21 protein-coding genes and 4 tRNA genes are annotated in these 24907 nt (G+C 69.1%); 21 read left to right on the forward strand and 4 right to left on the reverse strand.

All coding sequences use genetic code 11. The features are described 5' to 3' along the window. Positions 1-39 precede the first annotated feature (39 nt). Together ABZY44_RS01415 and ABZY44_RS01420 are read left to right on the forward strand one after the other, a co-directional pair. Positions 40-121, forward strand: a tRNA-Tyr gene (locus tag ABZY44_RS01415). Between the two features lie 82 nt (positions 122-203). Further along, positions 204-554 (forward strand): DUF3574 domain-containing protein, encoded by a 351-nt coding sequence (locus tag ABZY44_RS01420; RefSeq protein ID WP_356649510.1) that lies wholly within the window; start codon positions 204-206, stop codon positions 552-554. 47 nt (positions 555-601) lie between these two features. On the opposite strand, the gene ABZY44_RS01425 is transcribed toward ABZY44_RS01420, so the two are convergent. Both ABZY44_RS01425 and ABZY44_RS01430 read right to left on the reverse strand, forming a co-directional pair. Continuing rightward, a complete protein-coding gene (locus tag ABZY44_RS01425; RefSeq protein WP_356649511.1) occupies positions 602-1258 on the reverse strand; it encodes an SDR family oxidoreductase in 657 nt (218 codons plus the stop codon). 54 nt (positions 1259-1312) lie between these two features. Next, a complete protein-coding gene (locus ABZY44_RS01430) occupies positions 1313-2599 on the reverse strand; it encodes an amidohydrolase family protein (RefSeq protein ID WP_356649512.1) in 1287 nt (428 codons plus the stop codon). 494 nt (positions 2600-3093) lie between these two features. Here ABZY44_RS01430 and ABZY44_RS01435 point away from each other — a divergent pair. The 9 genes from ABZY44_RS01435 to ABZY44_RS01475 all read left to right on the forward strand — a co-directional run bounded on the left by ABZY44_RS01435 (position 3094) and on the right by ABZY44_RS01475 (position 8640). Beyond that, a tRNA-Thr gene (locus ABZY44_RS01435) sits at positions 3094-3166 on the forward strand. A 48-nt stretch (positions 3167-3214) separates the two neighbouring features. Then, positions 3215-3287 (forward strand) — tRNA-Met (locus tag ABZY44_RS01440). 88 nt (positions 3288-3375) lie between these two features. After that, positions 3376-3540, forward strand: coding sequence for a 50S ribosomal protein L33 (rpmG, locus tag ABZY44_RS01445; RefSeq protein WP_003956487.1), 165 nt, complete (start codon positions 3376-3378; stop codon positions 3538-3540). Positions 3541-3634: 94 nt separating this feature from the next. Continuing rightward, positions 3635-4171 carry a MaoC family dehydratase N-terminal domain-containing protein gene (locus ABZY44_RS01450; protein WP_356649513.1) on the forward strand — a complete coding sequence of 179 codons (537 nt, stop codon included), beginning with the start codon at positions 3635-3637 and terminating at the stop codon, positions 4169-4171. A 1-nt stretch (position 4172) separates the two neighbouring features. Further along, entirely contained in the window at positions 4173-4601 is a 429-nt protein-coding gene (locus ABZY44_RS01455) for a MaoC family dehydratase (protein ID WP_356649514.1), read from the forward strand. A 176-nt stretch (positions 4602-4777) separates the two neighbouring features. Continuing rightward, on the forward strand, positions 4778-5332 hold the full coding sequence (locus tag ABZY44_RS01460; protein WP_356649515.1) for a TetR/AcrR family transcriptional regulator: 555 nt from the start codon (positions 4778-4780) through the stop codon (positions 5330-5332). A 267-nt stretch (positions 5333-5599) separates the two neighbouring features. Next, on the forward strand, positions 5600-7042 hold the full coding sequence (locus tag ABZY44_RS01465; RefSeq protein WP_356649516.1) for a DHA2 family efflux MFS transporter permease subunit: 1443 nt from the start codon (positions 5600-5602) through the stop codon (positions 7040-7042). Between the two features lie 108 nt (positions 7043-7150). Next, on the forward strand, positions 7151-8206 hold the full coding sequence (locus ABZY44_RS01470) for a UDP-N-acetylmuramate dehydrogenase (RefSeq protein ID WP_356649517.1): 1056 nt from the start codon (positions 7151-7153) through the stop codon (positions 8204-8206). A gap of 17 nt (positions 8207-8223) precedes the next feature. Continuing rightward, entirely contained in the window at positions 8224-8640 is a 417-nt protein-coding gene (locus tag ABZY44_RS01475; protein WP_356649518.1) for a hypothetical protein, read from the forward strand. On the opposite strand, the gene ABZY44_RS01480 is transcribed toward ABZY44_RS01475, so the two are convergent. Together ABZY44_RS01480 and ABZY44_RS01485 are read right to left on the reverse strand one after the other, a co-directional pair. Then, positions 8630-9649 carry an adenosine deaminase gene (locus ABZY44_RS01480; protein WP_356649519.1) on the reverse strand — a complete coding sequence of 340 codons (1020 nt, stop codon included), beginning with the start codon at positions 9647-9649 and terminating at the stop codon, positions 8630-8632. The genes ABZY44_RS01475 and ABZY44_RS01480 overlap by 11 nt on opposite strands. Before the next feature lie 153 nt (positions 9650-9802). Then, positions 9803-11029 (reverse strand): pyridoxal phosphate-dependent aminotransferase, encoded by a 1227-nt coding sequence (locus ABZY44_RS01485; RefSeq protein ID WP_356649520.1) that lies wholly within the window; start codon positions 11027-11029, stop codon positions 9803-9805. 191 nt (positions 11030-11220) lie between these two features. On the opposite strand from ABZY44_RS01485, the gene ABZY44_RS01490 reads away from it, so the two are divergent. The 10 genes from ABZY44_RS01490 (at position 11221) to ABZY44_RS01535 (ending at position 24835) form a co-directional block, all read left to right on the forward strand. Beyond that, positions 11221-11293 (forward strand) — tRNA-Trp (locus ABZY44_RS01490). A gap of 104 nt (positions 11294-11397) precedes the next feature. Next, a complete protein-coding gene (secE, locus tag ABZY44_RS01495) occupies positions 11398-11679 on the forward strand; it encodes a preprotein translocase subunit SecE (RefSeq protein WP_243333337.1) in 282 nt (93 codons plus the stop codon). Between the two features lie 84 nt (positions 11680-11763). Beyond that, positions 11764-12717, forward strand: a complete 954-nt coding sequence (gene nusG / locus ABZY44_RS01500; RefSeq protein ID WP_356649521.1) for a transcription termination/antitermination protein NusG — start codon at positions 11764-11766, stop codon at positions 12715-12717. Between the two features lie 170 nt (positions 12718-12887). Further along, positions 12888-13322, forward strand: coding sequence for a 50S ribosomal protein L11 (gene rplK / locus ABZY44_RS01505; RefSeq protein ID WP_053682632.1), 435 nt, complete (start codon positions 12888-12890; stop codon positions 13320-13322). A gap of 88 nt (positions 13323-13410) precedes the next feature. Next, positions 13411-14139 carry a 50S ribosomal protein L1 gene (gene rplA, locus ABZY44_RS01510; protein ID WP_356649522.1) on the forward strand — a complete coding sequence of 243 codons (729 nt, stop codon included), beginning with the start codon at positions 13411-13413 and terminating at the stop codon, positions 14137-14139. Between the two features lie 411 nt (positions 14140-14550). Next, the gene (locus ABZY44_RS01515; protein ID WP_356649523.1) at positions 14551-15441 is read left to right on the forward strand and encodes a hypothetical protein; all 891 of its coding nucleotides are present in this window, start codon (positions 14551-14553) and stop codon (positions 15439-15441) included. A 301-nt stretch (positions 15442-15742) separates the two neighbouring features. Further along, a complete protein-coding gene (gene rplJ / locus ABZY44_RS01520) occupies positions 15743-16273 on the forward strand; it encodes a 50S ribosomal protein L10 (protein WP_215023401.1) in 531 nt (176 codons plus the stop codon). Between the two features lie 110 nt (positions 16274-16383). Then, entirely contained in the window at positions 16384-16767 is a 384-nt protein-coding gene (rplL, locus tag ABZY44_RS01525) for a 50S ribosomal protein L7/L12 (RefSeq protein WP_356649524.1), read from the forward strand. Between the two features lie 588 nt (positions 16768-17355). After that, entirely contained in the window at positions 17356-20838 is a 3483-nt protein-coding gene (gene rpoB, locus ABZY44_RS01530; RefSeq protein WP_356649525.1) for a DNA-directed RNA polymerase subunit beta, read from the forward strand. 97 nt (positions 20839-20935) lie between these two features. Next, positions 20936-24835: a DNA-directed RNA polymerase subunit beta' gene (locus tag ABZY44_RS01535; protein ID WP_356649526.1), complete on the forward strand. Its 3900-nt coding sequence runs from the start codon at positions 20936-20938 to the stop codon at positions 24833-24835. Positions 24836-24907: the final 72 nt, after the last annotated feature.

A 24907-nucleotide genomic window follows, 5' to 3' on the forward strand; every position in this document is an offset into this window, starting at 1 on the left:
CGGAGCGCCGCCGAAAGGCGGAAAGACGGCAGCGATCATGGCGGTGTGCCCGAGTGGCCAAAGGGAGCAGACTGTAAATCTGCCGGCTCAGCCTACCCAGGTTCGAACCCTGGCGCCGCCACGCGAGTGAGACCCCCGTTCATTGCGGAAACGCGATGAACGGGGGTTTTCTCGTACGCCCGGGAACCGGAAGGCGTCGGTGCGTGAGGCCCGCGCGGAAGGGTGCGGAGTGGGGCACCGGCCCGGGGCCGTCCGGCGGCGGCGGGACCCTGTCGGGCGGGCGGGGCGTGCCGATGTGGGGGGCGCCGCGGGAGTTCATGCACTTCCTCGACCAGGAGATCACCCCGGCCTTCCCCGAGGGACTCACCGTCCAGGACGGGCACGGCCAGTGGCGGGGGAGCAACGGGGCCGTCGTCCACGAGGTCTCGTACGAGGTGATCCTGCTCTACCCGAGAAGGAGGCCGGCGAGCGCGGCGTGCGCGTCGAGCGGATCCGGCGGGCGTACGAGGAGCAGTTCCAGCAGGACTCGGTCGGGCGGTCCGACGACCAGCTGACCGCCGAGTTCTGACCGGCCGGGCGCCGGTCGGGGTGGGGGCGCCGGTCAGTTGCCCGCGACGTCCTTGACCGCCACCGCGACCGGGGTCGAGCCGGAGATCAGCTCCAGGGTGAGGCCCGCGGTCGCGGGGGTTTCGAGCAGTTCGGCGAGCACCGCCGCCACGTCGTCGCGCGGGACCGGTCCGCGTCCCGCCCGCGCCTCCAGCCGGACCAGGCCCGTGCCCGCGTCGTCGAGCAGCGCGCCGGGGCGCAGGACCGTCCACTCCAGGCCCAGGCGGGTACGGAGGTACTCGTCCGCCGCGCCCTTGGCGCGGAGGTAGGCGTCGAAGACCTCGTCGCCCTCGCGACGGGTGTCCGCGCCCATCGAGGAGACCATCAGGAAGCGGCGGACGCCGGCCCGTTCGGCGGCGTCCGCGAACAGCATCGCCGCGCCCCGGTCCACCGAGTCCTTGCGTCCGACGCCGCTGCCGGGACCCGCGCCGGCCGCGAACACCGCGGCGTCCGCGCCCTGCAGGATGCCCGCCACGTGCTCGACCGAGGCCGATTCCAGGTCGCACAGCACCGGTTCGGCGCCCGCCTCCCTGAGGTCGTCGCCCTGCTCCGGGTCACGGATGATCCCCGCGACCTCGTACCCGCGCGCGGCGAGCAGGCGCTCCAGCCGCAGCGCGATCTGACCGTGTCCACCCGCGATGACGATGCGCATGTCCCGACCGTACGACGAGCCGGGCGCGCGCGCCCGCGAACGCACGGCGAACGTTCAGGGACCGGGCTCCGTACGGCCCTGCCGGGGCAGGTCCAGCGCCACGGCGACGGCGGAGTCGCAGTACTCCCGCACGGCACTCGTCCGGGCTACCACCCGCCCCCGGTGGATCACGATCCGGCTGTACGCCAGGGACAGCACGCCGGCGATCCGGTCCCCGCGCACGGCGAGCAGTTCGGCCGGGAAACCGGCCTCCACCCGCACCTCCGGCAGCGCCATCGCCTCGCGGGCGGCGGCGCTGACCGCGTGGTACGCCTCCGCGGCGCGCAGCCCGCCCTGGGAGGCCAGGAGGTACGCGGCTTCGAGCGGGTCTCCGCGGCCGACCGGGTTGCCGGCGTCCCGCAGGGCCCCGCTGCCGGCCGCGACGCGGACCCCGGCGGCGCGCAGCAGCCGTACGGGGGCGGTGCGCAGGCCGCGCCGTTCGAGGGCGGCGCAGTCGCCCTGCGGGAGGCAGGTGACCCGTACGCCGGCGGCCGCCAGTTGGTCGGCGGCCCGGCCGGCCACGTCCAGCGGGAGCCGGGCCAGGCCGCCGCAGGGGCCGATGGAGACGCCGGGCCGCAGCCCGCCGGCCATGGCCGCGAGCCGGGACAGCCGGGCGGGGTCGTCCCCGTCGGTGTGCAGGTCCACGGGGCAGCCGTGCTCGGCGGCGAGCTCCAGCACGGCTTCGAGGAAGCCCGTCGGGTCGGGGTCGAGGTCGGGGCAGCCGCCGATGACGGAGGCGCCCATCTTCACGGCGTCCCGGAGCATGGCGAGCCCGTCGGCGCCCGCCACCCCGGTCAGCAGCCGGGGTACGGCCACGGCGGTGAGGTCGGTGAGGCCGCGCAGGGAGCGGCGCGCCTGGAGGACGGCCTCCAGGGGGCCGAGGCCGTGCACGTCCCCGATGCGCACGTGGGACCGTACGGCCGTCGCGCCGTGGCCCAGCTGGAGCAGGGCGGCCTCGGTGGCGCGGCGCTGGACCTCGTCGGGCGCGTAGGAGACGGGTCCTTCGCCGTCGGCGGTCAGAGCGGTGTCGCCGTGGGCGTGGGGCTCGGCTGGGGCGGGGAGCAGGAGATAGCCGGTGAGGTCGACGCGGGAGACCGCCGGGGCGGGGAGGCTGCCGGCCGTGCCGACGGCCTGGATCCGGCCGGCGCAGAGACGGAGGTCGACGGTGCGGCCGTCGGTGAGGCGGGCGCCGGTGAGGAGCAGCGTGGTGGAGTCGGCGGCGGGACCGCCGAAGGTGCCCCCGTCGTCGGCCGGGCGATTGCGCGGGGAGTGGGACGGCTGCTGTGGCTGGCTGTCGGACATCGCACTCCTGCGGTGGCTCGGGCGGTTTCCTGGACCCGTGACCGCGGCCCGCGGCCCAAGATCACGCAGCGTGCTCAGAGCCTAGGGGGCGGGGGCCCCCGCTTCGAGGAAGAGAGAAATAGTCGTACCGGCGCGGGCGCCGTCCGGGCGCACGGCTGCCTGGATCGCCGCCCGGGCCGCTGTCCGGACCCCTGCCCGGGCCGCCGCCCGGCCCGCGCCCATCGCCCGGCCTTCCGCGCGCACCGCACGGTGCGCGTCCGTGACGGCCTTCCGCGCGCACCGTCGTGCGCGTCCGTCACGGCCGGGTCCACAGCGATGGCTCCAGCCCGTGGGCCGCGCTGTGACCTCGGACACTTTCCGGGGCCAAAAGCCCCCCGAGAGGCGCCGGAGGCTCATTTCGCGGAGATCGAGAAACGCGGCCGCAGAGCTCCGAGGCCAGGCCCCGCAAAGGATTTGGGCGATCGGCTGACCACCGTGTAATGTCTTCCTCGCTCGCCCCAATAGCTCAGTCGGTAGAGCGTCTCCATGGTAAGGAGAAGGTCTGCGGTTCGATTCCGCATTGGGGCTCTGGTGAGAGAGGTTCCCTGTCCTCGGGCAGGGAGCGGATCTCATCAAAGCGGCGTAGCTCAGTCGGTAGAGCAAGCGGCTCATAATCGCTGTGTCACCGGTTCAAGTCCGGTCGCCGCTACACACAGTAGCCGATTGCGGGGTCGGTCTCCCGATCGGCTACTCTTTTATGCGTTCATCCGTCCTATTGTCCGTCAAGGAGCACTCACGTGGCTGCCACCGACGTCCGCCCGAAGATCACGCTGGCCTGCGTGGAGTGCAAGGAGCGGAACTACATCACCAAGAAGAACCGGCGTAACAACCCGGACCGTCTTGAGATGAAGAAGCACTGCCCGCGCTGCAACTCGCACACCGCGCACCGCGAGACCCGCTGATCCCAGCGAAGTCTCGAACAACAGGCACAGTCACGAGGTCGTCCCCTTCATTTGGGGGGCGGCCTCGTGTCGTTTCACTAGGAGGTAGTGGGTCATGGCGCTCGACCAGTCCTTCGTCGGGCGGAGCTACCCGCCCACCGATCCGTATGAGGTCGGGCGGGAGAAGATCCGCGAATTCGCGGTGGCGGTGGGGGACGAGAATCCCGTCTACACCGACCCCGACGCGGCCAAGGCCTTCGGTCACCTGGACGTGATCGCCCCGCCGACCTTTGTGTTCGCCATCACTTTCGCGGCGGCCGGCCTGGTGGTCGAGGACCCCGCGCTGGGTCTGGACTACAGCCGCGTCGTGCACGGCGACCAGAAGTTCGCGTACACCCGCCCCGTGCGGGCCGGTGACCGGCTGACGGTGACGTCGACCATCGAGTCCGTGAAGTCCCTCGCCGGCAACGACGTCATCGACATCCGCGGCGAGGTGCACACCGAGAGCGGCGAGCACGTGGTGACGGCCTGGACGAAGCTCGTCTCCCGGGCCCCCGAGCCGGCCGCCGGGCCGATCGCGCCGGCCGCCGCCGCGCAGGCTCCCGATGCCGCTCCCGATGTCGCCCCCGCTCCCGTCACCGAGGAGGTCTGAGATGGCCGCGAAGGTCCAGTACGACGACGTCGAGGTCGGCACCGAGCTGCCGGCGGCGTCCTTCCCCGTGACCCGGGCGGCGCTCGTCCGGTACGCGGGCGCGTCGGGTGACTTCAACCCGATCCACTGGAACGAGAAGTTCGCCGTCGAGGTCGGGCTGCCGGACGTGATCGCGCACGGCATGTTCACCATGGCCGAGGCGGTCCGCGTGGTCACGGACTGGGTGGGCGACCCGGGCGCCGTCGTCGAGTACGGGGTGCGGTTCACGAAGCCGGTCGTCGTCCCGGACGACGGGCAGGGCGCGCTGATCGAGGTCACGGCGAAGGTCGGGGCGAAGCTGGACGACAACCGCGTACGGGTCGACCTGACGGCGAAGAGCGCCGGGCAGAAGGTGCTGGGGATGTCGCGCGCGGTGGTCGCGCTCGCGTAGTTCCGCCGCGGGGGGTGGGGGAGGGGCGGCCTGTCCGCGCAGCCGCCACCCCTTTCCGGGGCGGACCGGTGCCAAGGGCGTTCCCCCTTCGGGCCCTGCCCCGCCCCCCGGCAGTCGTTCTCGCCGATCGCGTCCCGGTGGTTGCGTAGTTAGTGATTGACCACTAACTTAGGGGCATGGCGAGGATGAGTGCGGACGAGCGGCGCGAGAGCGTCATCCGGGCGGCGATGAGCGAGTTCGCCCGGGGCGGGTACTACGGGACGTCCACCGAGGCGATCGCGAAGCGGGTCGGGGTCTCGCAGCCCTACCTGTTCCGGCTCTTCCCGAACAAGCAGGCCATCTTCCTCGCCGCCGCGGCGCGCTGCATGGAGGACATCCGCGTCGTCTTCGAGGAGGCCGTCAAGGGCCACGAGGGCGTCGAGGCGGTCGAGGTCATGGGGGCGGCGTACATGCAGCTGATCGCCGAGCAGCCGGACAAGCTGCAGATGCAGCTCCAGACGTACGTGACGGTCGCCGCCGCCGAAGCCGCCGGGGAGCCGGCGTTCGGGGAAATGGTGCGGGCCGCCTGGATGGAGCTGTGGGACACCGTCCACGTGCCGCTCGGGGCGGACGTGAAGGAGACGACCACGTTCCTCGCCTACGGAATGCTGATCAACACCTTGTCCGCCATGGGGTTCCCGGCCGGACACCGCGTCTGGGACGGCTGCTACCCCGGGATCCGGCCCCAGTAGACCCATCCGGTGGGATCCGGGTGGATCCCACCCGTCCGGGGGGTCGGCCCACCAGGCGGTCCACCAGGTCCGGGGGTGCCGGCGGTCCTGCCCACCGACCGCCAGCCCCTACGGCTCCAGCGGTTCACCAGCTCCACCCGCTCCATTGTTGCCCTGCCCTGCCCTGCCCTGCCCCGGCCCGGCCCGCCGCCCGCCCGTGCGTGCGACCCGGTGGTGCGGAGTTCTGCCCAGTGAAGTTAGTGAGCAATAACTAGTTTTGGGGGATTCATGCAAGACGCCAAGCTTCGGGCGCCCGCGATATGGGCGCTCGTCATCACCGGGGCCGCCGGCTTCATGGCCGCGCTCGACAACCTCGTCGTCACCACCGCGCTCCCCTCCATCCGCGAGGACCTCGGCGGGAAGCTGGAGGACCTGGAGTGGACGGTGAACGCGTACACGCTCACCTTCGCCGTCCTGCTCATGTTCGGCGCGGCCCTCGGTGACCGTTTCGGGCGGCGGCGCCTGTTCATCGCGGGCATGGTCGTCTTCACCGGCGCGTCCGCCGCGGCCGCCCTCTCGCCCGGCATCGACGAGCTCATCGCCGCCCGCGCCGTCCAGGGCGTCGGCGCCGCGATCATGATGCCGCTCTCGCTCACCCTGCTGACCGTCGCCGTCCCGGCCGCCCGCCGCGGCATGGCCCTCGGCATCTACGGAGCCCTCAGCGGCCTCGCCGTCGCCAGCGGACCGCTCATCGGCGGCAGCCTGACCGAGCACATCTCCTGGCAGTGGATCTTCTGGCTGAACGTCCCGATCGGCCTCGCGCTCATCCCGCTCTCCCGGCTGCGGCTCGCCGAGTCCACCGCCCCCGAGGCCAAGCTGGACGTCCCGGGAACGGTGCTGATCAGCCTCGGCCTCTTCGGGATCGTCTACGGGCTGGTCAACGCCAACGCGGACGGCTGGACCAGCGCTGCCGTGCTGACCTCCCTCGTGGCCGGGGCCCTCCTGGTCGGTGCGTTCATCTTCCACGGGTTCCGCAGCGCCAACCCGGTGCTGCCCATGCGGCTCTTCCGCGACCGGGGCTTCTTCGGCATCAACATGGCCAGCCTGCTGATGTTCGTCGGGATGTTCGGCTCGATCTTCCTGCTGAGCCAGTTCCTCCAGGGCGTACTCGGCTACTCACCCACCGAGGCCGGGCTGCGCATGCTCCCCTGGACCGGCATGCCCATGATCGCCGCGCCGATCTCCGGCATCCTCTCCGACCGCATCGGCAGCCGCCCCGTCGTCGCCGCCGGGCTGGCGCTCCAGGCCCTCGGCCTCGGCTGGTTCGCCGCGATCGTGAGCACCGACCTCACCTACGCCGCCCAGCTCCCGCCGCTGATCATCAGCGGCCTCGGCATGGGACTGTTCTTCGCCCCGGCCTCCAACGCCCTCATGTCCACCGTCGCCCCCGCCGACCAGGGCAAGGCCGCCGGAGCCAACAGCGCGCTGCGCGAGGTCGGCGGAGCCCTCGGTGTCGCCGCCCTGGCCTCCGTCTTCTCCGCCCAGGGCGGCTACGAGAGCGGCCAGTCCTTCGCCGACGGCACCGTCCCCGCCCTGTGGATCGGAGCCGCGGTCGTCGCCGTGGCGGCCGCCATGGCGCTGCTGCTGCCCGGCCGCGCGAGGGAGAAGCAGGGCCAGGCGGTGGCCGCGGCCGTCGCCCCCGCTGTCGAGAAGGTGCCCGCGGCGAGCTGAGCGGGGAGAACCGCAAACGCCGAGACGCACACGAGAAGGAACGACTGCTGTGAGACCGCGGTCCGTGCCCCGCCGGGTCGGGGGGACACGGACCGTACTCTTGTCCCCGTGCAGGAAATCCACGACGCCCCCCTCGCCCCGCTGACCACCTTCCGGCTCGGCGGCCCCGCCGCCCGGCTGGTCACCGCGACCACCGACGCCGAGGTCGTCGCCGCCGTCCGCGCCGCCGACGAGTCCGGCACCCCGCTCCTGGTCATCGGCGGCGGCAGCAACCTGGTCATCGGCGACCGCGGCTTCGCGGGCACCGCCCTGCGCATCGCGACCACCGGCTTCACGCTCGACGGGACGCGCCTGGAGCTGGCCGCCGGCGAGAACTGGAGCGACGCCGTCGCCCGGACCGTCGAGGCGGGACTGGCCGGCGTCGAATGCCTGGCCGGGATCCCCGGGTCCGCGGGCGCCACCCCGATCCAGAACGTGGGCGCGTACGGCCAGGAGGTCTGCGACACGATCACCGAGGTCGTCGCCTACGACCGCGCGCGCGGCGAGACGGTCACGCTGTCGGCCGCAGAGTGCGCGTTCACCTACCGCGACAGCCTCTTCAAGCACGAGCCGGAGCGGTACGTGGTCCTGCGCGTCCGCTTCGCGCTGGAGGACGCGGGCGGCCTGTCCGCGCCGGTGAAATACCCCGAGACGGCCCGCGCCCTCGGCGTCGAGGCCGGCGACCGGGTCCCGGCGGCGCAGGTGCGCGAAACCGTCCTGCGGCTGCGCGCCGGCAAGGGCATGGTCCTGGACCCGGCCGACCACGACACCTGGTCCGCCGGCTCCTTCTTCCACAACCCGATCCTCGGCGACGAGGCGTACGCCGCCTTCCTGGCCCGCGCGCAGGACCGCCTCGGCCCCGACGCGGCCCCGCCCGCGTACCCGGCCGGCGAGGGTCGTACGAAGACCAGCGCGGCCTGGCTCATCGACAAGGCCGGCTTCACCAAGGGTTACGGCGACGGCCCCGCCCGCATCTCCACCAAGCACACCCTCGCCCTCACCAACCGCGGCGGGGCCACCACCGAGGACCTCCTCGCCCTGGCCCGCGAGGTCGTCGCGGGCGTCCACGCGGCCTTCGGCGTCACCCTCGTCAACGAGCCGGTGACGGTCGGCGTCAGCATCTGAGGAGTCCCGGCCCGCCCATGCTCTGTCCCCTGCACGGGGCCGGTACGGACCCCACCCGGCTGGTGGGACGCACGCTCAGAAGAGTCGTCGCGTCCTGGCACATCAGCGACGGCGAACGCTCCGAGGCGCCCCTCGACGTCTGGCTCTTCGACAGCGCCGGCGAATCCACCCGGATCACCACCGGGTCCGACGCCTGCCTCATCGTGGAATCCGCCGCGCCGCACGCGCCGTACGACATGGGGGAGTGGGGCCGCGTCGAGGTGGGAGAGGACCTCGGCGACCACCCCTTCCTGCGCCACCTCGGCGAGAGCGTCGAGTCGGTGGCCGAGTACGCGCTGCCCGCCCGGGGACGCACCCACCTGGAGATCGGCTTCCCCGACGGCGCGCGCGTGCGGGCCGACTGCTACGACGGCGACCTGCGCCTCACGAAGTGAGCCAGTGGTCGATCCCGCCCAGCAGCTTCTCCTGTACGTCGGCGGGCGCCGCGGAACCGCGCACCGACTGGCGGGCCAGCTCGGCGAGCTCCTCGTCCGTGAAGGCGTGGTGCTCGCGGGCGATCTCGTACTGGGCCGCGAGCCGGGAGCCGAACAGCAGCGGGTCGTCCGCGCCGAGGGCCATCGGGACCCCGGCCTCGAAGAGGGTGCGCAACGGCACGTCCTCGGGGCGCTGGTAGACCCCGAGGGCCACGTTGGACGCCGGGCAGACCTCGCAGGTGATCTGCCGGTCGGCGAGCCGCTTGAGCAGCCGGGGATCCTCGGCTGCCCGGACCCCGTGCCCGATGCGGGAGGCGTGCAGATCGTCGAGGCAGTCGCGGACGGAGGACGGGCCGGTGAGCTCGCCGCCGTGCGGGGCGGCGAGGAGGCCGCCCTCGCGGGCGATGGCGAAGGCCCGGTCGAAGTCGCGGGCCATGCCCCGGCGCTCGTCGTTGGAGAGCCCGAAGCCGACGATGCCGCGGTCGGCGTAGCGGACGGCGAGCCGGGCGAGCGTACGGGCGTCGAGGGGATGCTTCATGCGGTTGGCGGCGATCAGCACGCGCATGCCGAGGCCCGTCTCGCGGGAGGCGGCGTCGACGGCGTCCAGGATGATCTCGACGGCCGGGATCATCCCGCCGAGGAGGGGGGCGTAGGAAGTGGGATCCACCTGGATCTCCAGCCAGCCGCTGCCGTCCCGCACGTCCTCCTCGGCGGCCTCGCGGACCAGCCGGCGGATGTCGTCGGGCTCGCGCAGGCAGGAGCGCGCGGCATCGTAGAGCCGCTGGAAGCGGAACCAGCCGCGCTCGTCGGTGGCGCGGAGCTTCGGGGGCTCGTCGGCGGTCAGGGCGTCCGGGAGGCGGACGCCGTACTTGTCGGCCAGCTCCAGAAGGGTCGATGGGCGCATCGAGCCGGTGAAGTGCAGGTGGAGGTGGGCTTTCGGCAGAAGCGAAAGATCGCGTACGTGCTCCATCCGGTGATCCTGCCCCACTTGCCCCCCATCGGCAGCCCGATTCCCTGAACGGGGTCTTGCCCGAACGGAAATTCTGGGAGCGGCCGGGCCGCGAACGCCCGAGCGGCGGCTCCCGCAGGGGGAACCGCCGCTCGGACCGGACCACGGGCCGCTCTAGGCCTTGGCCTCCGCGAGGAGCTTCTGGATGCGGGAGACGCCCTCGACCAGGTCCTCGTCGCCCAGGGCGTAGGAGAGGCGCAGGTAGCCGGGGGTGCCGAAGGCCTCGCCGGGGACGACCGCGACCTCGGCCTCGTCCAGGATCAGGGCCGCGAGCTCGACGGAGGTCTGCGGGCGCTTGCCGCGGATCTCCTTGCCGAGCACGTCCTTGACCGCGGGGTAGACGTAGAACGCGCCCTCGGGGGTCGGGCAGAAGACGCCGTCGATCTCGTTCAGCATCCGCACCATGGTCTGGCGGCGGCGGTCGAAGGCGGTGCGCATCGCGTGGACGGCCTCCAGGTTGCCGGAGACGGCGGCCAGCGCCGCGACCTGGGCCACGTTGGAGACGTTGGACGTGGCGTGCGACTGGAGGTTGGTCGCGGCCTTGACCACGTCCTTCGGGCCGACGATCCAGCCCACGCGCCAGCCGGTCATGGCGTACGTCTTGGCGACGCCGTTGACGATGATGCACTTGTCGGCCAGCTCGGGGACGATCGCCGGGAGCGAGACGAACTTCGCGTCGCCGTAGACGAGGTGTTCGTAGATCTCGTCGGTCAGGACCCACAGGCCGTGCTCGACGGCCCAGCGGCCGATCGCCTCGGCATCGGCCTCGGTGTAGACGGCGCCCGTCGGGTTGGACGGGGAGACGAAGAGGACGACCTTCGTGCGCTCGGTGCGGGCCGCCTCGAGCTGCTCCACGGAGACCCGGTAACCGGTCGTCTCGTCGGCGACGACCTCGACCGGGACACCGCCGGCGAGACGGATCGACTCGGGGTAGGTGGTCCAGTAGGGGGCCGGGACGATGACCTCGTCACCCGGGTCCAGGATGGCCGCGAACGCCTCGTAGATCGCCTGCTTGCCGCCGTTGGTCACCAGGACCTGCGACGCGTCGACCTCGTAGCCGGAGTCCCGCAGCGTCTTCGCGGCGATGGCGGCCTTCAGCTCGGGCAGCCCGCCCGCCGGCGTGTAGCGGTGGTACTTGGGGTTGCGGCAGGCCTCGACCGCGGCGTCGACGATGTAATCCGGGGTCGGGAAGTCGGGCTCGCCCGCTCCGAAACCGATCACCGGGCGCCCGGCGGCCTTGAGGGCCTTGGCCTTGGCGTCGACGGCGAGGGTGGCGGACTCGGAGATGGCGCCGATACGTGCGGACACGCGGCGTTCGGCGGAAGGCGTTTCAGAGGTCATGCGGCCAATCGTCCCAGACGGCCGAGAACTGCCGCACGCCGTTTCAGTTACCGGACGCAGCGGCTCGGGACGGTGCTGTTCGACGTCAGGGCCCGGACCACGTACACTCAACCGTCGTTGGCCCTCGCCGAACGCTGCAGAGCGTGAGCACTCCGTGCACTCGTCTGGATGCGGTAGGTTGGGGAACGCAAAGGGTCGTAGCTCAATTGGTAGAGCACTGGTCTCCAAAACCAGCGGTTGGGGGTTCGAGTCCCTCCGGCCCTGCTCCACACTCCTCTCGGATGTGTGCGCAGGTACGTACTTCGATGCAACGCCGTGCGGCGCAACCGGGCGCGGCAACGGCCACGACCCGGATTCAGGTGAGAGACGTGACGGACGCCCTGGGCTCCATCGACATGCCTGACGCCGAGGATGACACTCGCGAGAAGAAGGCCCGCAAGGGCGGCAAGCGCGGCAAGAAGGGCCCCCTGGGCCGGCTCGCGCTGTTCTACCGCCAGATCGTCGCGGAACTCCGCAAGGTTGTTTGGCCCACTCGCAACCAGCTGACGACGTACACCTCCGTGGTGATCGTCTTCGTCGTCATCATGATCGGTCTGGTGACCGTGATTGACTATGGGTTCCAGGAAGCCATCAAGTTCGTCTTCGGCTGATCCCCGCGGAGGGCGGCGCCTTGATGGGTGCCGCCCGTTTTCGCATGTTCGACCACCTTTTGTATCCAGGAAGAAGCAGCCACCGTGTCTGACCCGAACCTGAACGCGAGCCCCGACTCCGTCGAGTCCGTCGAGGACGCGCTCGACATCGTCGAGGCTGCAGACGCTGTGGACCCCGACGAGGCCGAGCTCGCCGACGCCGAGGCGGGTGTCGCCGCCGAGGAGGCCGCGCTGCACGTCGAGGACGAGGTGGACGCCGCGGCTGAGGACGACGCCGAGGTCGAAGAGGCCGCCGACGAGGACGAGGCCGACGAGGCTTCCGACGAGGACGACGCCGAAGAGGCCGCCGACGAGGACGACGCCGCGCAGGCCGAGGCCGACGTGGAGGCCGAGGAGGCCGACGCCGAGCCGGCCGAGCCCGTCGACCCCATCCAGGCCCTGCGCGACGAACTGCGCCTCCTGCCCGGCGAGTGGTACGTCATCCACACGTACGCCGGCTACGAGAAGCGCGTGAAGGCGAACCTCGAGCAGCGCGCCGTCTCGCTCAACGTCGAGGACTTCATCTACCAGGCCGAGGTGCCCGAGGAAGAGATCGTCCAGATCAAGAACGGCGAGCGCAAGAACGTCCGGCAGAACAAGCTGCCCGGCTACGTTCTCGTCCGCATGGATCTGACGAACGAGTCCTGGGGCGTCGTCCGCAACACGCCTGGCGTCACCGGCTTCGTCGGCAACGCGTACGACCCGTACCCGCTGACCCTGGACGAGATCGTCAAGATGCTCGCTCCCGAGGCCCAGGAGAAGGCCGCCAAGCTCGCGGCGGAAGAGGCCGGCCTGCCCGCGCCCTCCGTCCGGCGCACCATCGAGGTCCTGGACTTCGAGGTCGGCGACTCGGTCACCGTCACCGACGGCCCGTTCGCGACGCTGCAGGCGACCATCAACGAGATCAACCCGGACTCGAAGAAGGTCAAGGGCCTCGTCGAGATCTTCGGCCGCGAGACCCCGGTCGAGCTGAGCTTCGACCAGATCCAGAAGAACTGATCCACAGTCTTCTGACTCACGCTTCCGGACAGGTCAGATCGCCCGCTTACGGGTGGTCTGACCTGCTCGGTTTTTAGCCCCGTACCGATACCCGTTATCGTGGTGCGGTATGCCTCCATCCGGATGACCGGATTGGCGGCGAAAACTCTCACTAGGACCCGGAGAGAGCAATGCCTCCCAAGAAGAAGAAGATCACGGGGCTCATCAAGCTCCAGATCAAGGCCGGTGCGGCCAACCCGGCTCCGCCGGTCGGCCCCGCGCTCGGTCAGCACGGCGTCAACATCATGGAGTTCTGCAAGGCCTACAACGCCGCGACCGAGTCGCAGCGTGGCATGGTCGTGCCGGTGGAGATCACGGTCTACGACGACCGCTCCTTCACCTTCATCACCAAGACTCCGCCGGCCGCGCGTCTCATCCTGAAGAGCGCGGGTGTGGAGAAGGGCTCCGGCGAGCCGCACAAGACCAAGGTCGCGAAGCTCACGCGTGACCAGGTCCGCGAGATCGCCACGCTCAAGATGCCTGACCTGAACGCCAACGACATCGACGCGGCCGAGAAGATCATCGCCGGCACCGCGCGTTCGATGGGCATCACGGTCGAAGGCTGATTCAGCCACCCCCCAGCACCACAGTGGTAGGACCAAGCGCTGGTCCGCACCACGACTCCACGCCTGAAGTCACTACACAGGAGCAGAAGTGAAGCGCAGCAAGACTCTCCGCGCTGCGGACGCCAAGGTCGACCGGGACAAGCTCTACGCCCCGCTCGAGGCCGTCCGTCTCGCCAAGGAGACCTCCGCCACCAAGTTCGACAGCACCGTCGAGGTCGCCTTCCGCCTGGGTGTAGACCCGCGCAAGGCCGACCAGATGGTCCGCGGCACCGTGAACCTCCCGCACGGCACCGGCAAGACCGCCCGGGTCCTGGTCTTCGCGACCGGTGACCGTGCTGCGGCCGCGGAAGCCGCCGGCGCCGACATCGTCGGCGACGACGAGCTCATCAACGAGATCGCCAAGGGCAACCGCCTGAACGAGTTCGACGCCGTTGTGGCCACCCCGGACCTCATGGGCAAGGTCGGCCGCCTCGGCCGCGTGCTCGGTCCCCGTGGCCTGATGCCGAACCCGAAGACCGGCACCGTCACGATGGACGTCGCGAAGGCTGTCACCGAGATCAAGGGTGGCAAGATCGAGTTCCGCGTCGACAAGCACTCGAACCTGCACTTCATCATCGGCAAGGTCTCCTTCACCGATGAGCAGCTGGTCGAGAACTACGGCGCGGCCCTGGACGAGATCCTTCGTCTGAAGCCGTCCGCCGCGAAGGGCCGGTACATCAAGAAGGCCGCCCTGAGCACCACGATGGGCCCCGGCATCATCCTGGACCAGAACCGCACCCGGAACCTCCTCGTCGAGGAAGACCCGGCCGCGGTCTGACTGAGCCGGGCCTGACGGCTCGCTGAGTTGCCCGAACGGGCCCTTCGCCCCTCCCTGGGGGGCGAAGGGCCCGTTCTCGTGTTCCGGCCGGAAATTCGCGGGGCGACCGGCCGACCGGCGCGTAGGGTAAAGATCCAATCAAGCGACGTGCACCGCGACGGCGTCGGCGATCGCGCGGGCAACCACGACACGACCGCCACGTCCGCGCCGGCCGCCGCCCTGCTGGTGGGCGGGGCCGCGGACGTGCGGGAGCGGGGCCGGAGCAGGGCCGGAGCGGGGCCGGAGCGGCCGCGGGACGACCACCCCGGACGAGGGCGGCCAGACGGCCGGGACCCACCCCGCCGAGGGCCGGAGCTGACCGCGGGCCCGCACGCGGGACGAACACGTTTTTCTTTCATGGGGGAGTACGAGATGAAGAAGGCTGTCTGGACGCGAACCGGTGCCGCCCTGGCGGGCGCGGCACTCCTCGTGGGTGGCCTTGCCGCCTGCGGCGGCGACGAGGCCGGCCCGGGCAAGGGCGGGAGCACCGGATCGAAGGGGGAGGCGGCCAAGCCCCCGACGCCCGGGGAGGCGGTGAAGGCGGCCTACCTCAAGACGGTGGCGGCCAAGTTCGCCAAGGCGGAGCTGTCGACGGTCGGGGCCGACGGCAAGACCTCGACCCAGTCCGGCTCCAAGGGCTGGTACCCGTCCAGCCACGACGTCATGATCAAGGCCGAGGAGCCGGCCGCCCGGTCGATCATGATCGGTGACCTCATCTACACGCAGACGGCCGAGCCCGTGAACGGCAAGTCCTGGATGAAGATGAGCCTGTCGAAGGACGGGAAGCCCGGCGTCCGGCTGAACGACGACCCGGCCGAGTACCTCGCGATGACGCTGGGCCAGGAGGGCCTCAAGCACGTCGCGGCGGAGAAGACCGACGGCGTGGACACCGAGCACTACAAGGCCGTCCTCGCCCACGCGGACCTGGTCGCGGCGGACGAGTCCACCAAGGTCATGGAGGAGAAGGACCGCCAGTACCTCCACGCGTCGGTCCAGCAGGTCACGTCGCTGGAGATCGACCTGTGGATCGGCAAGGACGGCTACCCGCTCCGGGTCGACACCGTCGCGGTCAGCGGGAACGAGGGACCGGCCAGGACCACGGCGAAGTTCTCCGGCTTCGCGACGACGCCCGCGATCCAGGCTCCGCCGGCCGAGGACACGGTGGCCTTCGAGGACGTCATGAAGGGCGTCGACGAGAGCCTGAAGGAGACCGAGAAGAGCCTGAAGGACACCAACGAGAAGCTGAAGGACCTGGGTTACTGAAACCGGGAGCGGCCGCCGGGAGCCGCCGCCGGGGGCTCCCGGCGGCCACCGGGTGACCGATTTGCTCTGCGCGGCACCGTTCGCGTACTCTTCGGGAGAAGCCAAAGACCGCTGGTCGTTGCCGTGCCCGCAAGGGTGCGGTGGCCGAAGGATCCGTATACCGCGGACGTCCTGCGCAGGTGACCTTGGAAAGTTCCCGGACTCGTTCCGGTTGAGCTACGCCCTGGCGCCTGCGCCGGGGCGTTTCGTATGTGTGCCCCTTCTGAGCGGTCCTCATCACCCGGAAGGAGGCCGACGCACTATGCCGACGCCCAACAAGGCTGCCGCGGTAGCCGAGCTCACGGACCAGTTCCGCGACTCGAACGCCGCCGTGCTGACCGAGTACCGGGGTCTCACCGTCGCGCAGCTCAAGACGCTGCGTCGTTCTCTCGGTGAGAACGCCCAGTACGCCGTGGTGAAGAACACGCTGACCAAGATTGCGGCCAACCAGGCCGGGATCACCGCGCTGGACGAGCACTTCGCTGGTCCCACCGCGGTCGCCTTCATCACCGGTGACCCGGTGGAGTCGGCGAAGAGCCTGCGTGACTTCGCCAAGGAAAACCCGAACCTCATCATCAAGGCGGGTGTCCTTGACGGTAAGGCGCTCACCGCCGATGAGATCAAGAAGCTCGCGGACCTCGAGTCCCGCGAGGTTCTGCTCAGCAAGCTGGCCGGCGCGTTCAAGGGCAAGCAGTCTCAGGCTGCCTCGCTCTTCCAGGCGCTGCCGTCGAAGTTCGTCCGCACTGCGGAAGCGCTTCGCGTCAAGCTCGCCGAGCAGGGCGGTGCCGAGTAATTCGGCTCGCGCACTGATCCGCGCCGCCTAGTGCGCGGGTCAAAGCGGGCCGTTACGCCCGCCTCTATATACATCCGGCACCTGCCGATTTAGTGGAAGGATCGCCCATCATGGCGAAGCTCTCTCAGGACGACCTCCTCGCCCAGTTCGAGGAGATGACCCTCATCGAGCTCTCCGAGTTCGTGAAGGCGTTCGAGGACAAGTTCGACGTCACCGCCGCCGCGGCCGTCGCCGTTGCGGGCCCCGCCGGTGGCGGCGCCGCCGTTGAGGCCGTCGAGGAGCAGGACGAGTTCGACGTCATCCTCACCGGTGCCGGCGACAAGAAGATCCAGGTCATCAAGGTCGTGCGCGAGCTCACCTCCCTGGGCCTCAAGGAGGCCAAGGACCTCGTGGACGGCGCCCCGAAGCCCGTCCTCGAGAAGGTCACCAAGGAGGCCGCTGAGAAGGCTGCCGAGTCCCTCAAGGGCGCCGGTGCGGCCGTCGAGGTCAAGTAACACCTCCGGGGCCCTCTAGGGCTCCAGTCGAAGGGCGATCACCCGTAAGGGTGGTCGCCCTTCGGCGTACCCGGAGTGCCTGATATGCCCCCGTCTCGTTGGGGAGTAGGGTGATCTTCGTTGCTCCGCGGCAGGGTCCTTGGATGATCCGCACGGAGCAGGGGGCCTTGACGAACGGCACGCGGCGCGCAATTCTCAGATCCGTCGCGAGATGGGCCGGTTCGATCCGAGATCCGAGGCATGGATCGGGCCCGCATCGGGCATGGATCGACTACGAAGAGGGCAGTACTGTTACGCGCTCTGTGTGCGAGAGCCGAACCGTTGGACGCAGTTGAAACGACATGGGGAAGGCCTGTTGCCGGTTTCCGGAAACCTGGTCTGGACATCAGTGAGCCGAGTGGCTACACTGACCCTTTGCGCTGCCTGTTAGCTGCCCCCTGCCCGTCGCCAGGGGCATGCCCACGCATGAGCACACTTGATTGAACGGCCCTGAGCTGGTCCTTACGACCAGATGGGGGGCGCTTGTCTTCTGTGTCAGCTGGGACCGGTACGCGCGTAGTGAGTCCGAGCCCTCGGAAGGACCCCCTCTTGGCCGCCTCGCGCAACGCCTCGACCAATACGAACAACGGTGCCAGCACCGCCCCGCTGCGCATCTCCTTTGCAAAGATCAAGGAGCCCCTCGAGGTTCCGAACCTCCTGGCGCTGCAGACCGAGAGCTTTGACTGGCTGCTCGGCAACGCCGCCTGGAAGTCTCGCGTCGAGTCGGCGCTTGAGAGCGGACAGGACGTTCCCACCAAGTCCGGTCTGGAAGAGATCTTCGAGGAGATCTCGCCGATCGAGGACTTCTCCGGGTCGATGTCGCTGACGTTCCGCGACCACCGTTTCGAGCCGGCGAAGAACTCGGTCGACGAGTGCAAGGACCGCGACTTCACGTTCGCGGCGCCGCTTTTCGTCACCGCCGAGTTCACGAACAACGAGACCGGAGAGATCAAGTCTCAGACGGTCTTCATGGGCGATTTCCCGCTCATGACCAACAAGGGCACCTTCGTCATCAACGGCACCGAGCGTGTCGTCGTGTCGCAGCTCGTCCGTTCCCCCGGTGTCTACTTCGACTCCTCCATCGACAAGACGTCCGACAAGGACATCTTCGCCGCCAAGATCATCCCTTCCCGGGGTGCCTGGCTCGAGATGGAGATCGACAAGCGCGACATGGTCGGTGTCCGCATCGACCGCAAGCGCAAGCAGTCCGTCACCGTTCTCCTGAAGGCTCTCGGCTGGACCACCGAGCAGATCCTCGAGGAGTTCGGCGAGTACGAGTCCATGCGCGCCACCCTGGAGAAGGACCACACCCAGGGCCAGGACGACGCGCTGCTCGACATCTACCGCAAGCTGCGTCCGGGCGAACCGCCGACCCGCGAGGCCGCTCAGACGCTGCTCGAGAACCTCTACTTCAACCCGAAGCGCTACGACCTCGCGAAGGTCGGCCGCTACAAGGTGAACAAGAAGCTCGGCGCGGACGAGCCGCTGGACGCCGGTGTGCTCACCACCGACGACATCACCGCGACCATCAAGTACCTCGTCAAGCTCCACGCGGGCGAGACCGAGACCACCGGTGAGTCGGGCCGTTCGATCGTCGTCGAGACCGACGACATCGACCACTTCGGCAACCGTCGTCTGCGCAACGTCGGCGAGCTCATCCAGAACCAGGTCCGCACGGGTCTGGCTCGTATGGAGCGCGTCGTCCGCGAGCGGATGACCACCCAGGACGTCGAGGCGATCACGCCGCAGACCCTGATCAACATCCGGCCGGTCGTCGCCTCCATCAAGGAGTTCTTCGGCACCAGCCAGCTGTCGCAGTTCATGGACCAGAACAACCCGCTGTCGGGTCTGACGCACAAGCGTCGTCTCTCGGCTCTGGGTCCCGGTGGTCTGTCCCGTGAGCGGGCCGGCTTCGAGGTCCGAGACGTCCACCCGTCGCACTACGGCCGCATGTGCCCGATCGAGACCCCCGAAGGCCCGAACATCGGTCTGATCGGCTCGCTCGCGTCCTACGGCCGCGTCAACGCGTTCGGTTTCGTCGAGACCCCGTACCGCAAGGTCATCGACGGTGTCGTCACGGACGACGTCGACTACCTGACGGCCGACGAGGAAGACCGCTTCGTCATCGCCCAGGCCAACGCCGGCCTGAGCGACGAGATGCGCTTCACCGAGAACCGCGTGCTGGTCCGCCGTCGTGGTGGCGAGATCGACTACATCGCCGGCGACGACGTCGACTACATGGACGTCTCCCCGCGCCAGATGGTGTCCGTCGCGACCGCGATGATCCCCTTCCTCGAGCACGACGACGCCAACCGCGCCCTCATGGGCGCGAACATGATGCGCCAGGCCGTTCCGCTGATCAAGGCGGAGGCGCCGCTCGTCGGCACCGGCATGGAGTACCGCTGTGCGGTCGACGCCGGTGACTCGATCAAGGCGGAGAAGGACGGTGTCGTCCAGGAGGTCTCGGCCGACTACATCACCGTCGCCAACGACGACGGCACGTACACCACGTACCGCGTCGCGAAGTTCTCCCGCTCGAACCAGGGCACCTCGGTCAACCAGAAGGTCATCGTCAACGAGGGTGACCGCATCATCGAGGCCCAGGTCCTCGCCGACGGTCCTGCGACCGAAGAGGGCGAAATGGCCCTCGGCAAGAACCTGCTCGTCGCGTTCATGCCCTGGGAAGGTCACAACTACGAGGACGCGATCATCCTGTCGCAGCGCCTCGTACAGGACGACGTCCTCTCCTCGATCCACATCGAGGAGCACGAGGTCGACGCCCGTGACACCAAGCTGGGCCCGGAGGAGATCACCCGGGACATCCCGAACGTCTCCGAAGAGGTCCTCGCGGACCTCGACGAGCGCGGCATCATCCGCATCGGCGCCGACGTGGTCGCCGGCGACATCCTGGTCGGAAAGGTCACGCCCAAGGGCGAGACCGAGCTGACCCCGGAAGAGCGCCTGCTCCGCGCGATCTTCGGTGAGAAGGCCCGCGAGGTGCGTGACACCTCGCTCAAGGTTCCTCACGGTGAGATCGGCAAGGTCATCGGCGTCCGCGTCTTCGACCGCGAAGAGGGCGACGAGCTCCCCCCGGGCGTGAACCAGCTGGTCCGCGTCTACGTCGCCCAGAAGCGCAAGATCACCGACGGTGACAAGCTCGCCGGCCGTCACGGCAACAAGGGTGTCATCTCCAAGATCCTTCCGATCGAGGACATGCCCTTCCTCGAGGACGGCACGCCGGTCGACATCATCCTCAACCCGCTGGGTGTCCCGTCCCGAATGAACCCGGGACAGGTCCTGGAGATCCACCTCGGCTGGCTCGCCAGCCGCGGCTGGGACGTCTCCGGTGTGGCCGAGGAGTGGGCCGAGCGGCTGAAGGTCATCGGCGCCGACCGCGTCGAGCCCGGCACCAACGTCGCCACCCCCGTGTTCGACGGCGCCCGCGAGGACGAACTCGCCGGCCTGTTCGAGCACACGATCCCGAACCGCGACGGGGACCGCCTGGTCCTCCCGACCGGCAAGGCGCACCTGTTCGACGGCCGCTCCGGCGAGCCGTTCCCGGAGCCGGTCTCGATCGGCTACATGTACATCCTCAAGCTCCACCACCTGGTCGACGACAAGCTCCACGCTCGGTCGACCGGTCCGTACTCGATGATCACGCAGCAGCCGCTGGGTGGTAAGGCGCAGTTCGGTGGCCAGCGCTTCGGTGAGATGGAGGTGTGGGCGCTCGAGGCTTATGGCGCCGCTTACGCCCTCCAGGAGCTGCTGACCATCAAGTCCGACGACGTCACCGGCCGCGTGAAGGTCTACGAGGCCATCGTCAAGGGCGAGAACATCCCCGAGCCGGGCATTCCCGAGTCCTTCAAGGTGCTCATCAAGGAAATGCAGTCGCTCTGCCTCAACGTGGAGGTGCTGTCCTCGGACGGCATGTCCATCGAGATGCGCGACACCGACGAGGACGTCTTCCGCGCGGCGGAGGAGCTCGGTATCGACCTGTCCCGGCGTGAGCCGAGCAGCGTCGAAGAGGTCTGACGGGCCTGACGGGGGGCTCGCTCAAGAGCCCCCCGTCATCCCCGGGACCGTTCAGACCATGATTGAGACTCGACCCCGAAAGAGGGATTGACGCACAGTGCTCGACGTCAACTTCTTCGACGAGCTGCGGATCGGCCTTGCCACCGCGGACGACATCCGAACCTGGTCCCACGGCGAGGTCAAGAAGCCGGAGACCATCAACTACCGCACGCTCAAGCCCGAGAAGGACGGACTCTTCTGCGAGAAGATCTTCGGTCCGACCCGGGACTGGGAGTGCTACTGCGGCAAGTACAAGCGTGTCCGCTTCAAGGGCATCATCTGTGAGCGTTGTGGCGTCGAAGTCACGCGCGCCAAGGTGCGCCGCGAGCGGATGGGCCACATCGAGCTTGCCGCTCCCGTCACCCACATCTGGTACTTCAAGGGCGTCCCGTCGCGCCTCGGATACCTGCTGGACCTCGCGCCGAAGGACCTCGAGAAGGTCATCTACTTCGCCGCGTACATGATCACGTTCGTGGACGACGAGCGCCGCACCCGCGACCTCCCGTCCCTGGAGGCGCACGTCTCCATCGAGCGCCAGCAGATCGAGAACCGCCGCGACTCGGACCTCGAAGGCCGTGCCAAGAAGCTCGAGACCGACCTGGCCGAGCTCGAGGCCGAGGGCGCGAAGGCCGACGTGCGCCGCAAGGTGCGCGAAGGTGCCGAGCGCGAGATGAAGCAGCTCCGTGACCGCGCCCAGCGCGAGATCGACCGCCTCGACGAGGTGTGGGCCCGCTTCAAGAACCTCAAGGTCCAGGACCTCGAGGGCGACGAGCTGCTCTACCGCGAGCTGCGCGACCGTTTCGGTACGTACTTCGACGGCTGCATGGGCGCCGCGGCGCTGCAGAAGCGCCTGGAGTCCTTCGACCTCGACGAGGAGGCCGAGCGCCTCCGCGAGATCATCCGTACCGGCAAGGGCCAGAAGAAGACCCGTGCGCTCAAGCGCCTCAAGGTCGTCTCCGCGTTCCTGCAGACCAGCAACAAGCCCAAGGGCATGGTTCTGGACTGCGTCCCGGTGATCCCGCCGGACCTGCGTCCGATGGTGCAGCTGGACGGTGGCCGCTTCGCGACCTCCGACCTGAACGACCTGTACCGCCGCGTGATCAACCGCAACAACCGCCTGAAGCGCCTTCTCGACCTCGGTGCCCCCGAGATCATCGTGAACAACGAGAAGCGCATGCTCCAGGAGGCCGTCGACGCCCTCTTCGACAACGGTCGTCGTGGTCGTCCGGTGACCGGTCCCGGCAACCGTCCCCTGAAGTCCCTCAGCGACATGCTGAAGGGCAAGCAGGGCCGATTCCGCCAGAACCTCCTCGGCAAGCGCGTGGACTACTCCGCGCGTTCCGTGATCGTCGTCGGCCCGCAGCTGAAGCTGCACCAGTGCGGTCTGCCCAAGGCCATGGCGCTGGAGCTCTTCAAGCCGTTCGTGATGAAGCGCCTGGTGGACCTGAACCACGCGCAGAACATCAAGTCGGCGAAGCGCATGGTCGAGCGCGGCCGCACGGTCGTCTACGACGTGCTCGAAGAGGTCATCGCCGAGCACCCGGTCCTGCTGAACCGTGCGCCCACGCTGCACCGCCTCGGCATCCAGGCCTTCGAGCCCCAGCTGGTCGAAGGCAAGGCCATCCAGATCCACCCGCTCGTCTGCACCGCGTTCAACGCGGACTTCGACGGTGACCAGATGGCCGTGCACCTGCCGCTGTCGGCAGAGGCGCAGGCCGAGGCCCGCATCCTGATGCTGTCCTCGAACAACATCCTGAAGCCGGCGGACGGCCGTCCCGTCACCATGCCGACCCAGGACATGGTGCTGGGTCTGTTCTTCCTCACCACCGACGGCGAGCTCCGTGACGTCAAGGGCGAGGGCCGCGCGTTCGGCTCCACGGCCGAGGCGACCATGGCGTTCGACAACGGTGAGCTGGCGCTCCAGTCGGCCGTCGACATCCGCTTCCCGGTGGGCACCATCCCGCCGCGCGGCTGGGTGCCCCCGGTCCGCGAAGAGGGCGAGCAGGAGTTCCAGCCGGGCGACAGCTTCCGTCTGCGCACCACCCTGGGCCGCGCGCTCTTCAACGAGCTGCTGCCCGAGGACTACCCGTTCGTCGACTACTCGGTGGGCAAGAAGCAGCTCTCCGAGATCGTCAACGACCTGGCGGAGCGCTACCCCAAGGTCATCGTGGCGGCGACGCTCGACAACCTGAAGGCGGCCGGCTTCCACTGGGCGACCCGTTCGGGCGTCACCGTGGCCATCTCCGACGTCGTCGTGCCCGAGGCCAAGAAGGCCATCGTCAAGGGCTACGAGGACCTGGACGAGAAGGTCCAGAAGCAGTACGAGCGCGGTCTGATCACCAAGGACGAGCGCACGCAGGAGCTCATCGCGATCTGGACCAAGGCGACCAACGAGGTTGCCGAGGCGATGAACGCGAACTTCCCCAAGACGAACCCCATCTTCATGATGGTTGACTCGGGTGCCCGAGGAAACATGATGCAGATGCGACAGATCGCCGGTATGCGTGGTCTGGTGTCGAACGCGAAGAACGAGACCATCCCGCGTCCGATCAAGGCGTCCTTCCGTGAGGGCCTCACCGTTCTGGAGTACTTCATCTCCACGCACGGTGCCCGTAAGGGTCTGGCGGACACCGCCCTGCGTACCGCCGACTCGGGTTACCTCACCCGTCGTCTGGTGGACGTCTCGCAGGACGTCATCATCCGCGAGGAGGACTGCGGCACCGAGCGCGGCCTCAAGCTCAAGATCGGTGTCAAGGACGAGGCCGGCGTTCTGCGCAAGGCCGACGACGTCGAGACCTCCATCTACGCCCGCATGCTGGCCGAGGACGTCGTCATCGGCGGCAAGGTCATCGCGCCGGCGAACGTGGACCTCGGTGACGTGCTCATCGACGCCCTCATCGCGAACGGCGTCGAGGAGGTCAAGACCCGCTCGGTCCTGACCTGTGAGTCCGCGGTCGGCACCTGTGCCTTCTGCTACGGACGCTCGCTCGCCACCGGCAAGCTGGTCGACATCGGTGAGGCGGTCGGCATCATCGCCGCCCAGTCCATCGGTGAGCCCGGTACCCAGCTGACGATGCGTACCTTCCACACCGGTGGTGTGGCCGGTGACGACATCACGCAGGGTCTGCCGCGTGTCGTCGAGCTCTTCGAAGCCCGTACCCCGAAGGGTGTCGCCCCGATCTCCGAGGCCGCCGGCCGCGTGCGGATCGAGGAGACCGAGAAGACCAAGAAGATCGTCATCATGCCGGACGACGGTAGCGAGGAGACGGCCTTCCCGATCTCCAAGCGCGCCAAGGTCATCGTCGGCGAGGGCGACCACGTCGAGGTCGGCCAGAAGCTCACCATGGGTGCGACCAACCCGCACGACGTGCTGCGCATCCTCGGCCAGCGTGCGGTCCAGGTCCACCTGGTCGGCGAAGTCCAGAAGGTCTACAACTCGCAGGGCGTGTCGATCCACGACAAGCACATCGAGATCATCATCCGGCAGATGCTCCGCCGCGTGACGATCATCGAGTCCGGCGACGCGGAGCTCCTGCCGGGCGAGCTCGTCGAGCGGTCGAAGTTCGAGACCGAGAACCGTCGCGTGGTCACCGAGGGCGGTCACCCCGCCTCCGGCCGTCCGCAGCTGATGGGTATCACCAAGGCCTCGCTCGCCACCGAGTCGTGGCTGTCGGCGGCGTCCTTCCAGGAGACGACCAGGGTTCTGACGGACGCGGCGATCAACGCCAAGTCCGACTCCCTGATCGGCCTCAAGGAGAACGTCATCATCGGTAAGCTCATCCCGGCCGGTACGGGCCTCGCCCGCTACCGCAACATCCGGGTCGAGCCGACCGAGGAAGCCAAGGCCGCGATGTACTCGGCCGTCGGCTACGACGACATCGACTACTCGCCCTTCGGCACCGGCTCCGGCCAGGCGGTCCCGCTGGAGGACTACGACTACGGCCCGTACAACGGCTGAGGTCGTCTGAGCAGTAGGTAGTACGAAGAAGCCCCCCGCGGCTCCGAGAGGAGCTACGGGGGGCTTCTTCGT

The organism is Streptomyces sp. NPDC006544, from assembly GCF_040611715.1.
Lineage (GTDB): Bacteria > Actinomycetota > Actinomycetes > Streptomycetales > Streptomycetaceae > Streptomyces.

Bases quoted from the DNA above. Each gene is read 5' to 3' on its own strand.
- ABZY44_RS01515 (WP_356649523.1), top strand. From the start codon at position 14,551: ATGAAGAAGGCTGTCTGGACGCGAACCGGTGCCGCCCTGGCGGGCGCG.
- ABZY44_RS01455 (WP_356649514.1), top strand. From the start codon at position 4,173: ATGGCCGCGAAGGTCCAGTACGACGACGTCGAGGTCGGCACCGAGCTG.
- ABZY44_RS01480 (WP_356649519.1), bottom strand. From the start codon at position 9,649: ATGGAGCACGTACGCGATCTTTCGCTTCTGCCGAAAGCCCACCTCCAC.
- rplL (WP_356649524.1), top strand. From the start codon at position 16,384: ATGGCGAAGCTCTCTCAGGACGACCTCCTCGCCCAGTTCGAGGAGATG.
- ABZY44_RS01430 (WP_356649512.1), bottom strand. From the start codon at position 2,599: ATGTCCGACAGCCAGCCACAGCAGCCGTCCCACTCCCCGCGCAATCGC.
- ABZY44_RS01485 (WP_356649520.1), bottom strand. From the start codon at position 11,029: ATGACCTCTGAAACGCCTTCCGCCGAACGCCGCGTGTCCGCACGTATC.
- ABZY44_RS01465 (WP_356649516.1), top strand. From the start codon at position 5,600: ATGCAAGACGCCAAGCTTCGGGCGCCCGCGATATGGGCGCTCGTCATC.
- ABZY44_RS01475 (WP_356649518.1), top strand. From the start codon at position 8,224: ATGCTCTGTCCCCTGCACGGGGCCGGTACGGACCCCACCCGGCTGGTG.
- rplK (WP_053682632.1), top strand. From the start codon at position 12,888: ATGCCTCCCAAGAAGAAGAAGATCACGGGGCTCATCAAGCTCCAGATC.
- ABZY44_RS01460 (WP_356649515.1), top strand. From the start codon at position 4,778: ATGGCGAGGATGAGTGCGGACGAGCGGCGCGAGAGCGTCATCCGGGCG.
- ABZY44_RS01450 (WP_356649513.1), top strand. From the start codon at position 3,635: ATGGCGCTCGACCAGTCCTTCGTCGGGCGGAGCTACCCGCCCACCGAT.
- ABZY44_RS01425 (WP_356649511.1), bottom strand. From the start codon at position 1,258: ATGCGCATCGTCATCGCGGGTGGACACGGTCAGATCGCGCTGCGGCTG.
- rplJ (WP_215023401.1), top strand. From the start codon at position 15,743: ATGCCGACGCCCAACAAGGCTGCCGCGGTAGCCGAGCTCACGGACCAG.